We start from the raw sequence: 12,876 nt of genomic DNA on the forward strand, positions 1-12,876 counted from the left end.
TAATCTTCGGTCGGTTCCGAATTCCGTGCCCCGCGCCGGAATTCAATGTCATACCCATATCCTCGATCTTCACTCCACGCTCCCGTGTTACGAAGATGCATGGGAACGCGTGTTCGAATCAAGGTTCACAGCAAGCGATCTCGCTCGGTGACCACGGAATGACATACATGTGATTAGACACGCCCCGGTACGTCGCGGTCAAGCCGATGGACATTTTTCCAATACCATCTCTTGCCCCGAAAACAGCGCTCACCCCGGATTGGCGCCCGTCTCGTGCGTGTCGTGTCGAAAAAACTGCCCGAACAGCCGCCGCGTTCGGTCTTCGCCGGGCGGCCGTCCACCGAACAGAGGAACGACATAGGCTTCGAACCTGTGAAAGTGACTGTATTGGTCGGTGGCGTCGGAGGCGCGCGATTCCTCCAAGGCCTGCAAGCCCTACTAGGAACCGACGGTGATATCACTGCTGTCGTCAACGTCGGTGACGACGTGTGGATGCACGGTCTGCGCATCTGCCCAGATCTCGATACCTGCATGTACACCCTCGGCGGCGGAATAGACACCGAGCGTGGGTGGGGTCGAATCGCAGAAACCTGGCATGCTCGAGACGAACTCGCGGCGTACGGAGCCGACCCGGACTGGTTCGGTCTCGGCGATCGCGACATCGCCACCCACCTGATCCGGAGTCGAATGCTGCGTACCGGCTATCCGCTCTCTGCGGTCACCGAGGCGCTGTGCAACCGATGGAAACCCGGAGTGCGCTTGATTCCGGTGACCGACGACCGCAGCGAGACCCACGTCGTGGTGACCGATCCGGCCGATCCCAGCGGGGACAGCAAGCGAGCAATTCACTTCCAGGAGTGGTGGGTTCGGTACCGCGCCCAGCTCCCCACGCACAGCTTCGCCAATATCGGTGCCGAGCAGGCCAGCCCGGCACCCGGAGTGCTCGACGCCATCGCCGATTCCGACGCCGTCGTGCTCGCTCCCTCGAATCCGGTCGTGAGCATCGGAGCCATTCTCGCTGTGCCCGGTATCCGAAGCGCTCTACGAACCACCGCCGCGAGAGTTGTCGGCCTCTCCCCCGTCATCGACGGCAGGCCTCTACGCGGAATGGCCGACGAATGCCTGTCGGTCATCGGCGTCGAGACCTCGGCGGAAGCCATCGGACGCCACTACGGCGCGCGTTCGGATACCGGCATTCTCGACGGCTGGATGATTCATTCGACCGACGAGGCCACCATTCCCGGCGTCGAGGTCGTCAGCGCACCGTTGTTGATGACCGACACGGACGCAACCGCCGAAATGGCTGCTGCCGCTTTGCGGTCCGTCGGTCTGAACCTGTGAGCGCGCCGGTGCCGTCCGATCACGCACCGGGCACGAGCATCGAACTGCTCCCCATTGTGGGGCTCCCCGAGTTCCGACCCGGGGACGATCTCGCCGCCGCCATCGCCGCATGCGCCCCGTGGATTCGCACCGACGACATCCTGGTGGTGACGAGCAAGGTCGTCTCCAAGGTGGAGGGCCGCCTCGTCGATGCACCGATCGATCCCGAAGCGAGGGACGCTGCTCGTCGTCTGCTCGTAGACCGCGAGGCCGTCCGTGTCGTCGCCCGAAAGGGCCGGACCCTCATCACCGAGAATCGACTCGGCATCGTGCAGGCCGCCTCGGGGATCGACGGATCGAACGTCGATCGCGCCGAACTCGCGCTGCTGCCGGAAGATCCCGATGCGAGCGCGCGTGAACTGCGAGCTGCCCTGGCCCGCTCGCTCGGCGTCGAGGTCGGTGTGGTGATCACCGACACCATGGGAAGGGCTTGGCGTATCGGTCAGACCGACGCTGCGATCGGCAGCGCCGGACTCGCCGTGGTGCACGCATACTCCGGGACCGAGGACAGTCAGGGCAACGAACTCGTCGTCACCGAGGTTGCCATCGCCGATGAGATCGCGGCGGCAGGCGACCTCGTGAAGGGAAAGCTCGGTTCCGTGCCGGTCGCCGTCGTCCGCGGCCTGAAGCCCGTCGACGACGGTTCGCGGGCACGCGATCTCGTGCGCCCCGGCGAGGAGGACCTGTTCTGGTTGGGCACCGAGGAATCGATTACCCGTGGCCGACGCGAAGCGGTATTGCTCCGCCGATCGGTACGAGCCTTCACCGACGATCCCGTCGACCCTGACGCCATCCGCAGCTCAGTCGCCGACGCCCTGACCGCCCCGGCCCCGCATCACACTCACCCGGTCCGCTTCGTGTGGGTTCGCACACAAGCAGTGCGGGCGCGGTTGCTGACGGCGATGCGGACGCAGTGGCGGGAGGATTTGCGGAGCGACGGGTGGTCCGAGGAACGCATCGAACGCCGGGTCGGCCGCGGAGACATTCTGTTCGACGCCCCCGAGGTGGTCATTCCGTTCTGCGTGCCCGACGGTGCGCACTCGTACGCCGACGAGCGCCGAACCAAGGCCGAGGAGACGATGTTCACGGTGGCCGCGGGAGCGGCCGTGCAGGGTCTGTTGGTCTCGCTCGCCGTCCGCGGACTCGGCAGTTGCTGGATCGGATCCACCATTTTCGTCTCGGACCTCGTCGGTGCCGAGCTGGGATTGCGTGCGAACTGGAAGGCGATGGGCGCCATAGCCATCGGACACCCCACTGGCGTTCTCGAACCGAGAACGCCCGGAGAAGCCGGCACCGGACTCGTGGAGATCTGAGCCTGTGACCGCGCGCTCCCTGCACGAATCCGCCATGTCCGTTCTGACGAACTGGAACACCGAGAGCTGGCATGCCGATTCGTTGCGTCACACCATGCTGGCGTTTCTGGACAGCAACCCCGAGGGCTGCCTGCGCGCTAACGAGGCCGGTCACATCACCGCGTCCTCGCTCGTTCTGGACGAGTCCGGTCACCGCGTGTTGCTGACGCTTCACCCGCGGGTGGGGCGATGGATTCAGCTGGGCGGCCACTGCGAGGAATCCGACGAGACCGTTGTCGACGCGGCACTGCGCGAGGCGCGGGAAGAGTCGGGAATCGACGATCTGGAGATCGACAATCAGCTGTTGTCAGCCCACACGCATCCCATCACGTGCTCGCTGGGCAAACCGACACGGCATCTCGACCTGAGGTTCCTCGTGCGAGCACGAGCGGGTGCGCAGGCCGTCCGGAGCGAGGAGTCCACCGACCTGAAATGGTGGCCCGTGGACTCCCTGCCCGCCGCTGCCGAGGTGGACACCATCAACCACCTGGTCGAGTTGGCGAACCAGCGCTAGACGTCGGTGGAGAAGCGCACCCCACCATCGGGGAGCTTGACTCCGGGCCAGACGCGGGCCCCGCGTAGTAACTCGCAGCGAGCACCGATATCTGCCCCGTCGCCGATCACCGCGTCACGAACCAACGCGCGCGGTCCGATACGCGAACCGAAGCCGAGGATGGACCGCTCCACCACCGCGCCTGCTTCCACGACCGCGCCGTCGAAGACGACAGCGCCATCGAGTCGTGCGCCCGCACCGATCTCGGCGCCGCGCCCGATCACGGTGCCCCCGATCAGCAGAGCACCGGGCGCGACTCCCGCGCTCGGGTGTACGAGCGATTCACCACGCGTGCCGTTCAGTGCAGGGGACGGTGCAATACCGCGCACCAGGTCGGCAGAACCCTTCACGAAGTCTTCCGGAGTCCCCATGTCGCGCCAGTACGCGCTGTCGACGTGGGCGTAGATTCGTTTGTCCTCGGCGAGCAGCGCCGGGAAGACCTCACGTTCCACCGAGACCGGGCGGTCGTGCGGAATCGTCTCGATGATCTCGCGTTTGAACACGTAGCAGCCGGCGTTGATCTGGTCGGTCGGCGGATCCTGCGTCTTCTCGAGAAAGGCAGTGACGCGACCGTTCTCGTCGGTCGGCACGCACCCGAAGGCCCGCGGATCACCGACACGAACCAGATGGAGCGTGACGTCGGCCTGCGTTCGGTGGTGGGTATCGAGCACTGCGGTCAGGTCGGTTCCGCCGAGAACGTCCCCGTTGAAGACGACGATATTGTCCGCGCGGAGCCGAGGCAGGACGTTGCGGATACCGCCACCGGTACCCATGGGTTCGGTCTCGGTGACGTATTCGAGTTCTATTCCGAGAGAGGAACCGTCACCGAAGTGCTGTTCGAACACCTCGGCCTTGAACGAAGTCCCGAGCACGACGTGATCGATGCCAGCAGCCTTGATCCGCGCGAGCAGGTGATGCAAGAACGGAAGACCGGCGGTCGGCAACATAGGTTTGGGTGCCGAGAGCGTGAGCGGGCGCAAGCGAGTGCCTTTGCCGCCCACGAGAATTACGGCATCAGTGGTCTTGCTCATGTCAGCTGACATGGTCGGCCTCTCTGTTGTCTCGCTTGTCCGGATTATCGATCTGTCGCTGCCGAAGCGCCGAAGCCACAACCACCTTCGAACGCGCCGCCAAGCCCGCGCGCAGCGCCCATCTCAGGGGAGCTTGCCATACGTGTGGGTGTCGATCAGCTTGAAACCTGTACGCGCTCGCATGGTGGGCGGGAAGCATCAACTCCGGATGCCGTCCTGCCGCATGACCTTTGGAGTGAGTGACCTCGACGCCAGGGACGTACACGTTGTGCCACCCGGCGCCAGCGAGGCGGTCACCCAGATCCACATCCTCCATGTACATGAAGTATCTGGAATCGAACCCGTTCACTGAGTCGAACGCCGAACGCCGCAGGAGCAGACACGAACCCGAAAGCCAACCGACGGCGCGTTCGGTTGCGGCTTCGTTGTCCTGTCGATACCGCTGAGTCCATCGATTGCGAGGCCACAGCTTCCCCAGTAGCGCGTGACCGGCGCCCGAGGTGAGGTCCGGCACCGATCGAGCCGACGGGTACCGACTGCCATCGGGCTCACGAATCAGCGGTCCCAGCGCACCTGCGCGCGGCCACCGTTCGGCGGCAGCGAGAAGGCCGTCCAGTGAGCCGCGATGCCACCGGACATCGGGGTTCGCGACGACAATGAACTCGATGTCTTCGTCGATCTCGGCGACAGCACGATTGACTGCTGCTCCGTATCCGAGGTTGGCACCGGTCCGGAACAGGCGAGCATTCGGGTAGGCCGCGGCGGCAGCTTCCGGCGCTCCGTCGGTCGACCCGTTGTCGGCCATGACGACCTGAGGTTTCTCGTCCGTGGCGGACGCGAGCGAACTCAGGAATTGATCCAGGTACTCCCCGGGCGAATAGGTCACCGTAACGACGGCCAGCTTGGAACTCACGCGGGCAAGACTAACGGTCCCAGGTTTCGGCGTGTCACGTCGTGGCCGGTCGGGCCGACTGCAGCGCGTCGCCGAGTGCGTCGCGCCACCCCCTGAACGGTGTCAGGCCGGCGCGCTCCCAAGCGGCACCGGACAGCACCGAGAACGACGGTCGGGGTGCAGGACGAACGTATTCTGCGCTCGAGCACGGCCTTACCCGTTCCGGATCGGCCCCGACCCCGGCGAACACAGCGCGCGCCAGATCGAACCAGCTCGCAGTCCCAGCGTTCGTCGAATGCAGAATCGAGCCGGTCACCGGTGACGCGGCCAGTTCCAGCAGCCCCGCAGCGAGATCGCGGGAGTACGTCGGCGAACCGATCTGGTCGTCCACGACGGTGATCACGTCTCGTTCGCGCTCGAGCCTCAGCATCGTCGCGACGAAATCCGTCCCGGTTCCCGTGTAGACCCATGCCGTCCGCACCACGTTGGCAGTGGGAAGCTCCGCTAGCACGGCACGCTCACCAGCCAGTTTGGTGCGGCCGTAAACACTCTGCGGCGCGGGCGCGTCGTCCGGTTCGTAGGGTGTCGTTGCTGTTCCGTCGAAGACGTAGTCGGTGGAGACGTGTACGAGCCTCGCACCCGAGGCGGCGCAGGCTCGGGCGAGGTTGCGTGGGCCATCGGTGTTGACTGCCGTTGCCCGATCGATATCGGTCTCAGCGGCGTCCACCGCGGTGTAGGCCGCGCAGTTGATCACGATCATCGACGGCTCGATGGCGTCGGCGACCGCGGATGTGTCGGTGATGTCGAGCTCGGCACTGCCGACCCCGACCGTGCGACCGGTCCGGTCACCACCGCTCGCGAGGTCGAGGATCTGCCGGCCGAGTTGTCCGCCGGCTCCGGTCACAAGGATGTTGGCCACAGTCGCAAAGTGTGGCACGCCGCCGCTGCTTGAGCGAGGCAGTGACGTTTCACAAGTAGCCTGGAGGATCGGGGGGAGTCGAAACCAAGAGAACGCATCGAGAGGACCACAGGTGACACGAGAGTCGGACGGGCCGCGAGGCGAGCCCCGCAGCCGCTCCCGTCACAGTCGGCCTCGTCGACATTCCGATCCCGCGTATTCCGAGCGTGAGTCTTCCGAGCGCGGGTACTCCGAGCGTGCACAGCGACCCGCACGGCAGGCTCCCCGGCGTCGGACCGATCCGGCCCGAGAAAGGCCTGCTCCGGCGCGACAACGGCCCACCCAGGACCTCAGGCGTATGCGGGCCCCTCGGATAGCAATCGCTGCCGCGTCCGTTCTGATCCTGCTGGTGACAGGCCTGGCGTGGCAGAGCGTCGACTCACTGCGCTCGAACATCGCCACCGCCGGCGGTCTGGGACTCGGCAACGGCGCCGACGGCGCCGTCGACATTCTGATCGTCGGCACCGACAGCCGTACCGATGCGCACGGCAACGCGCTGACCCAGGCCGAGCTGGATTCGCTGCGGGCCGGTGACGAGGTCGCGTCGAACACCGACACCATCATCCTGATTCGAGTTCCCAACGACGGGTCGTCGGCCACCGCGATCTCGATTCCCCGCGACTCCTACGTCGAGGTCCCCGGTATCGGCATGTCGAAGATCAACGCCGCCTACGGCGCCACCAAGGAGACCCGGCGGCTCGAGTTGGTCCAGCAGGGCGTCACCGACGCCGAGGCCGACTCCACGTCGACGGAGGCGGGCCGCGAGGCTCTGATCGAGTCGGTCGCGGACCTGACCGGAATCACCGTCGACCACTACGCCGAGGTCGGGTTGTTCGGTTTCGTTCTGCTCACCGACGCGGTGGGTGGGGTCGAGGTGTGCCTCAACGCGCCGGTCGACGAGCCACTGTCCGGCGCCGATTTCCCGGCCGGGGTACAGACACTGTCCGGTTCGAATGCGCTCAGTTTCGTGCGACAGCGCCACGATCTACCCCGCGGAGATCTCGACCGAATCGTGCGGCAGCAGGTGTTCATGGCATCGCTGGTGCGCAGTGTGCTCAGTGCGCAAACGCTGAGCAATCCGGGCAAACTGAACCAGTTGAGCGCTGCGGTGCAGCGTTCGGTGGTTCTGGACGACGATTGGGACATACTGCAATTCGCAACCAGGTTGCAGGACCTCGCCGGCGGACAGGTGAAGTTCGAAACCATTCCCGTCGTGGACATCAACGGCGTGACCGACTACGGCGAATCGATCGTCGAAGTCGACCCGCTCTCGGTTCGGACCTACGTCGAAGGACTGCTGGACGGCACCGCTGACGAGCAGGATTCGCCGGAATCGACCGACGCCCCGGAAATCGACCCATCGTCGGTGACCGTCGACGTCGCCAACGACAGCGGTATCGACGGTCTCGCGAGCGGCGTGGCAACCTCCCTCGGGGCCCTGGGCTACACGGACGGCACTGTCGGCAACTACGAGGGGACCTCGGTTACGCGCAGCACAGTTCAGGCCGGCGATCCGGACAGTGATGCCGCGCGCTCGGTCGCGGCGGCGCTCGGCGGTCTCGAGGTCAGCTCCGATGACACGCTGTCAGAGGGCACGATTCGAGTCGTTCTCACCGCCGACTACTCAGGACCAGGCGCCGACGGTGCGGTGGTTCCGGCGGACGACGTGACGGGCACGCCCGACCTCGCGGCGTCCGGCAGCGAACCTTCCGCACCTGCAATCGACGCAGGTTCGGTCGGGCCGGCCTGCGTCAACTGAACCGCCAGTCCACTGATTCGCTCTGGGCGCTCGGATAGGGTTCGTCATGTGGCTACGACCCTGACGCAGGAACTGCTCGATCCAATTCTCGCGACCGATCCGGCGGGCCCGCGGGTGACGTACTACGACGACAGCACCGGCGAGCGGGTCGAGGTGTCTGGGGTGACACTGACCAACTGGGCCGCGAAGACCGCGAATCTTCTGCGCGACGAGTTCGGACTCGAACCCGGCGCGCGAGTATCGGTACTGCTACCCGCGCACTGGCAGACTGCGGCGGCGCTTCTCGGCGCATGGTGGGCAGGTGCGGACGTCACCCTCGCCGCCGACCCCGACGCCGAGCTGGCCCTCGTTCACGGTGATCGGATCGACGAGGCCGGGGATGTGCCCGAGATTCTGGCGTTCTCGCTCGATGCGTTCGGAAAGCCTGTCCCGGACTTGCCAGTGGGGGTCACCGATTACGCCAGCTCGGTCAGAGTGCACGGTGATCGATTCACTCCGTCCGGGCAGCAGGGCGCTCTCGAAGGCCGGTCCGTCGAGGAAGTCCTCGCTGCTGCACGCGCCCGCGCCGAGGCACACTCACTCGCTGCAGGCGATCGCGTCCTGTCCACGCTGGCCTGGGGGAACGCCGATGAATTGATCGACGGACTGTTGTCCGTTCTGGTCTCAGGTTCGTCATTGGTGCAGGTGAACCGCCCCGACGCGAGCAAGATGGATCGCCGCCGCGAAACCGAAAAGGTGAGCAAGACCCTCAGCTAGCTGTAATGACCACCTAGCCCGCATATCCCCCGTCTGCGAGTCCCGCTTCGATCTCGTAGCGATTGGCGGCGCCGGGATTTCGGAGTTCCTCGACCAGGTAGCGCACCGCGAACGACAGTCCGTACCGAGCCCACTGGTCCGCATGGACGGCCTCGTGCCGAAGAACCGCCACCGAGGTGTTGCGCCGCGTGAGATATACACCACCGATCGTGGTGCCACCGCGGCCGAATCCGCCCCGCATACCAGCGGCGACGAAAAGGCGAGCAGCTTCGTCGTAGCCGATCTCAGCGCGCCAGCACCTGGCGTAGCCCAACGCGATGTACGTCACCACCCGCGACTGACAACGTCCCCGAGCGGCATCGCGTATCTGTGCGCGCGTGGACATGGTGCTATCCGAGAAGCTTCGCCCGCAGGGCTGCGTCCTTCTCGGCCACCATGGCCTCCAACCCTGCCTGGTAGGTGGCCATCGCCTCCCTCAGCACCGGATCAGCAGCGCCGAGAATGCGGACAGCGAGCAGTCCGGCATTGCGGGCTCCACCGATGGACACGGTCGCAACCGGGACACCGGCCGGCATTTGGACGATCGAGAGCAACGAGTCCATTCCATCGAGATACTTCAGCGGGACGGGGACGCCGATCACCGGCAGCGGTGTCGCCGACGCCACCATGCCGGGCAGGTGGGCTGCCCCACCGGCGCCGGCGATGATCGCGCTCAGTCCCCGCTCGGCGGCGCTGCGCGCGTAGTCGAGCATGCGCTGCGGTGTGCGGTGCGCGGAGACGACACCTACTTCGAAGCGCACGCCGAATTCCGCGAGCGCTTCGGCGGCGGCCTCCATCGTCGGCCAGTCGGAGTCGCTGCCCATGATGAGCCCGACCTGAGGTCCCTGCAATTCGGTCATGCGTGTGGGTCCCATCCATCGGTCCATTCGGCGTGCGACATGAAGTGAGCCGCACGTTGGGCACGTTCTGTGATCCCGCTCACATAGGTCGCATCACCATGGTGCCCACCCGCTGCGCCCACCACGTTGACGTGACCGATCTTGCGGTCCTTGCGCTCGCCCTTGCCGTACAGGTGCACTTTCACATCGGGCATTCTCGCGAACAGGTGGTGCAGGCGCTCGTCCATGCTCATGGCGGGCGCCTCGGGGGCACCGAGGATATTGGCCATCACGGTCATCGGGGCCAGTGGCGACGTGTCACCGAGTGGATAGTCGAGCACCGCGCGCAGGTGCTGCTCGAACTGCGACGTCCGGCACCCGTCCATGGTCCAGTGGCCCGAGTTGTGCGGGCGCATCGCCAGTTCGTTGACGACGATCGCGCCGTCGACGGTCTCGAACAGCTCCACCGCCATCGCTCCCACGACACCCAACTCCGCCGCCAGTCCGAGCGCCATGCGCTCGGCCTCGATCGCGGTGTCCTCACCGAGAGCGGGAGCGGGGGCGAGAACGACGGCGCATTGACCGTTGCGCTGCACCGTCTCCACGATCGGCCAGGCCGCACCCTGGCCGAAGGGTGAGCGGGCGACCATCGCCGACAACTCCCGTCGGAGCGCCACCTTTTCCTCGACCATCAGCCGAACCCCGAGGTCGAGTTGCCGCGTGACGATGGCTTCCGCTTCGTCGGCGTCGGCAGGCATCCAGACGCCACGGCCGTCGTAGCCGCCGCGGATGGCTTTGACCACGACCGGCCAACCGTGCTCCTCCCCGAACGAGGTGACGTCGCCCACCCAGGTCACCTCGGCGAATGCCGGGATGGCAACCCCGAGTTCCTGGAGCTTGCGGCGCATACGCAGCTTGTCCTGGGCGTAGATCAGCGCGGTGGGCGGCGGCTGGACATTGACACCTTCTGCTACCAGGGCGTCGAGGTGTTCGGTCGGCACGTGTTCGTGGTCGAAGGTCAACGCGTTCGAGCCTGTTGCCACCGTGCGAAGTGCGTCCAGATCGTCGTGGTGCCCCAGAACGACGTCTGCACTGACCTGCGCAGCAGGCTCGTCGGCGCCGGCCGCGAGAACCCGCAGCGTCTGTCCCAGAGCAACCGCTGCCTGGTGTGTCATTCGCGCGAGTTGGCCCCCGCCGATCATCGCTACGACGGGCATCCCGGCATCGGACGCGCGGGGGGTACTGGGGCGCGGCGAATTGGCGGCGCCGGAGGCAGAACGTGGAGCAGTCACGGCTTCATATCGTGTCATGTGAGGACCGTTCGACGTCCGCCAGTCCCCTCCCTACTCTGAGAAGACTCTGATGATCCGCGCGCCGGTTCGTGAAATCACACCAACGTTTCGTAGACTCCTCCGTTGTGCCCACGATCGACAGAGTGCTTCATCGCCTCCCCGGCCCTGTTCGGGAACTGGCGATTCGCCATAGCGAGTTGATCAAGTTCGCGATCGTCGGTGGCACCACCATGATCTTCGATCTTGCGATCTTCTACTCCCTCAGCTTGACCGTGCTCGAGCCGAAGCCCACGATCGCAAAAATCATCTCGGGTGTGATGGCGACGATTCTGAGCTACATCCTCAATCGGGAGTGGGCCTTCAAGAATCGCGGCGGACGCGAGCGGCACCATGAGGCTTTGCTGTTCTTCACCATCAGCGGGGTGGGCGTGCTCATCGCTGCGGCACCCCTGTTCATCGCCAACAACGTCTTCGACATTCGTGAAGGTCACGCCAGCCTGACGATGCTGGTGATCGTGGACTTCGTGCTCAACTACATCATCGGCAATCTGATGCAGATGGCTTTCCGCTTCTGGGCGCTGCGCAAGTTCGCGTTTCCCGACGAGAACGGTCGCGGCGTCGTCGCCGGGTCGATCGACTACGAGCCGACCGCCGAGGAAGCCGCCGAGGAACAGCTCGGCCACAGCTAGCGCGGTTCGCGCACCGGCGGGGCAGGCGTGCTGGTCGTTCGAGACGCAGGCAGAAACACCGAGAACCGGGCGGGGCGACGGCGCTGAAGTTCCAGCCGTCCGCCGTCGGCCTCGACGAGCGCACGCGCGAGGGCGAGACCGACGCCGGTCGATCCCGCTCCGGAGAATCCGCGATCGAAGATGTGCGGTGCCAGCTCGTCGCTGACTCCGGCACCCTCGTCGGTGACCTCGATACACGCCAAGGGCTCGCGCCGTCGTTCTGAAGGGTCGAGGGCCGTGGTGTCCATGGCCGGGACCAGACGAACCGAGACCGTGCACGTGCCGCCGCCGTGCGAGAGCGCATTGTCGACCAGAACCGCCACCGCCTCGCGCAAGCGAGATCCGGTCACTGCGGCTGTCACCGTGGCGTCGCCGACGAGTTCGAGCCTGCGTGAGGCTTCCTCGAAGTTACGTTTCCACTCGGCGATCACCCCCGACAGTTCGTCCAGCACGCCGATCTCCTCGGTGCCTGCTGTGCCCTCGCTGCGAGAAGCGCGGACGAGTTCGTCGATCGCGACGGTCAATCGATCTACCTGGGCCATCGCCTCGTTCGCTTCACCGACGACATCCGGGTCGGGGTGGGTGGACAATTCGTCGAGTCGGAGCCGCACAGCGGTCAACCGGCTACGCAGTTGATGGGAGACGTCCGCAACCAGCGCGTGCTCGTGCTGCAGTCGACCGGCAATTTCCACCGTCGCCGAATCGAGAACTTCCGATACCCGGTCGAGTTCGGCGATTCCGTGGCGCCGGGGATCGGGACGGAAATCCCCCTCGGCAAGTCGCGCAGCGCGACGGGCGACGTCCTGCAGCGGGTCGGCCAGACGCTTCGCCGTGAGGACGGCGACGGCGGTGCCGGCCAGAATCGATCCCAACACCACCAGCCCCACGGCTCCGACGGCTTGTTGCTGCAGGGTTCGCATGTCCTCGGACGGGACCTCCAGGCGCAGCGAACCCGACGCCCCCAACGACAACGATTCGACGAGCGGAGCGGGCACGAACGCCTCTCCGATGTCGACCTGCGAAGCGGCGTCCCCAGGGGTCGGGTACACGACGACGAGGCGCCCCGCCTGCGGAATCGCGAGCCGCAGCGATCTCGTGTCGAGTGCGCCCACGACCATGCCCGAATCCCCCTCCTGAGACAGGATCTCCGAGGCCATTCGGTCGAGTCTGCGTTGCAGATCGTCGCGAGTGAAGTCCTCGACCCACAGCCACGCGGTGTACATCAGAGGTAGGCCGAGCAGCAGGGCGGTGAGGATGACCACAGCCAGGATCGATTGGAGTATGCGTCGGCGCATCG

The 12,876-nt window shown here is 65.8% G+C and carries 13 protein-coding genes; 6 read left to right on the plus strand and 7 right to left on the minus strand.

The annotated features are described in order from the left end of the window. Positions 1–372 precede the first annotated feature (372 nt). From cofD to J1M86_RS21375, 3 genes are read left to right on the plus strand one after another with little or no spacing between them, the layout of a single operon-like run. Positions 373–1,341 carry a 2-phospho-L-lactate transferase gene (gene cofD, locus J1M86_RS21365; RefSeq protein WP_075839815.1) on the plus strand — a complete coding sequence of 323 codons (969 nt, stop codon included), beginning with the start codon at positions 373–375 and terminating at the stop codon, positions 1,339–1,341. After that, a complete protein-coding gene (locus tag J1M86_RS21370; RefSeq protein WP_206511275.1) occupies positions 1,338–2,693 on the plus strand; it encodes a coenzyme F420-0:L-glutamate ligase in 1,356 nt (451 codons plus the stop codon). Before cofD ends, J1M86_RS21370 begins: the two co-directional genes overlap by 4 nt. 4 nt (positions 2,694–2,697) lie before the next feature. Next, positions 2,698–3,246: an NUDIX hydrolase gene (locus J1M86_RS21375; protein ID WP_083667842.1), complete on the plus strand. Its 549-nt coding sequence runs from the start codon at positions 2,698–2,700 to the stop codon at positions 3,244–3,246. On the opposite strand, the gene J1M86_RS21380 is transcribed toward J1M86_RS21375, so the two are convergent. Genes J1M86_RS21380 through rfbD form a run of 3 tightly spaced genes read right to left on the minus strand, consistent with a single transcriptional unit; the run spans position 3,243 to position 6,127 of the window. Beyond that, positions 3,243–4,328 carry a sugar phosphate nucleotidyltransferase gene (locus tag J1M86_RS21380; protein ID WP_206511276.1) on the minus strand — a complete coding sequence of 362 codons (1,086 nt, stop codon included), beginning with the start codon at positions 4,326–4,328 and terminating at the stop codon, positions 3,243–3,245. The two genes, J1M86_RS21375 and J1M86_RS21380, sit on opposite strands and share 4 nt — an antisense overlap. After that, positions 4,318–5,229: a glycosyltransferase family 2 protein gene (locus tag J1M86_RS21385; RefSeq protein WP_206511277.1), complete on the minus strand. Its 912-nt coding sequence runs from the start codon at positions 5,227–5,229 to the stop codon at positions 4,318–4,320. Before J1M86_RS21385 ends, J1M86_RS21380 begins: the two co-directional genes overlap by 11 nt. Positions 5,230–5,263: 34 nt before the next feature. Continuing rightward, entirely contained in the window at positions 5,264–6,127 is an 864-nt protein-coding gene (gene rfbD / locus J1M86_RS21390; protein ID WP_206511278.1) for a dTDP-4-dehydrorhamnose reductase, read from the minus strand. A gap of 337 nt (positions 6,128–6,464) precedes the next feature. Here rfbD and J1M86_RS21395 point away from each other — a divergent pair, with 337 nt between their 5' ends. Then, entirely contained in the window at positions 6,465–7,925 is a 1,461-nt protein-coding gene (locus J1M86_RS21395; RefSeq protein WP_206511279.1) for an LCP family protein, read from the plus strand. Between the two features lie 48 nt (positions 7,926–7,973). After that, complete coding sequence (locus J1M86_RS21400; RefSeq protein WP_206511280.1) at positions 7,974–8,681, plus strand: TIGR03089 family protein; 708 nt, start codon at positions 7,974–7,976, stop codon at positions 8,679–8,681. 13 nt (positions 8,682–8,694) lie between these two features. Here the strand turns inward: J1M86_RS21400 and J1M86_RS21405 are convergent, their stop codons facing one another. Genes J1M86_RS21405 through J1M86_RS21415 form a run of 3 tightly spaced genes read right to left on the minus strand, consistent with a single transcriptional unit; the run spans position 8,695 to position 10,776 of the window. After that, positions 8,695–9,066, minus strand: a complete 372-nt coding sequence (locus tag J1M86_RS21405; protein WP_075839790.1) for a hypothetical protein — start codon at positions 9,064–9,066, stop codon at positions 8,695–8,697. A gap of 4 nt (positions 9,067–9,070) precedes the next feature. Next, a complete protein-coding gene (gene purE, locus J1M86_RS21410; protein WP_075839789.1) occupies positions 9,071–9,580 on the minus strand; it encodes a 5-(carboxyamino)imidazole ribonucleotide mutase in 510 nt (169 codons plus the stop codon). After that, complete coding sequence (locus tag J1M86_RS21415; RefSeq protein WP_241260490.1) at positions 9,577–10,776, minus strand: 5-(carboxyamino)imidazole ribonucleotide synthase; 1,200 nt, start codon at positions 10,774–10,776, stop codon at positions 9,577–9,579. Before J1M86_RS21415 ends, purE begins: the two co-directional genes overlap by 4 nt. Before the next feature lie 200 nt (positions 10,777–10,976). On the opposite strand from J1M86_RS21415, the gene J1M86_RS21420 reads away from it, so the two are divergent. Continuing rightward, entirely contained in the window at positions 10,977–11,540 is a 564-nt protein-coding gene (locus J1M86_RS21420; protein ID WP_206511282.1) for a GtrA family protein, read from the plus strand. Here J1M86_RS21420 and J1M86_RS21425 read toward each other — a convergent pair. Then, positions 11,537–12,874: a sensor histidine kinase KdpD gene (locus J1M86_RS21425; protein WP_206511283.1), complete on the minus strand. Its 1,338-nt coding sequence runs from the start codon at positions 12,872–12,874 to the stop codon at positions 11,537–11,539. The two genes, J1M86_RS21420 and J1M86_RS21425, sit on opposite strands and share 4 nt — an antisense overlap. Between the last annotated feature and the right edge of the window lie 2 nt (positions 12,875–12,876).

It is taken from the genome of Rhodococcus sp. KRD197, from assembly GCF_017168235.1.
Lineage (GTDB): Bacteria > Actinomycetota > Actinomycetes > Mycobacteriales > Mycobacteriaceae > Rhodococcoides.

Bases quoted from the DNA above. Each gene is read 5' to 3' on its own strand.
- J1M86_RS21425 (WP_206511283.1), bottom strand. From the start codon at position 12,874: ATGCGCCGACGCATACTCCAATCGATCCTGGCTGTGGTCATCCTCACC.
- J1M86_RS21405 (WP_075839790.1), bottom strand. From the start codon at position 9,066: ATGTCCACGCGCGCACAGATACGCGATGCCGCTCGGGGACGTTGTCAG.
- J1M86_RS21415 (WP_241260490.1), bottom strand. From the start codon at position 10,776: ATGCCCGTCGTAGCGATGATCGGCGGGGGCCAACTCGCGCGAATGACA.
- J1M86_RS21395 (WP_206511279.1), top strand. From the start codon at position 6,465: ATGCGGGCCCCTCGGATAGCAATCGCTGCCGCGTCCGTTCTGATCCTG.
- purE (WP_075839789.1), bottom strand. From the start codon at position 9,580: ATGACCGAATTGCAGGGACCTCAGGTCGGGCTCATCATGGGCAGCGAC.
- J1M86_RS21380 (WP_206511276.1), bottom strand. From the start codon at position 4,328: ATGTCAGCTGACATGAGCAAGACCACTGATGCCGTAATTCTCGTGGGC.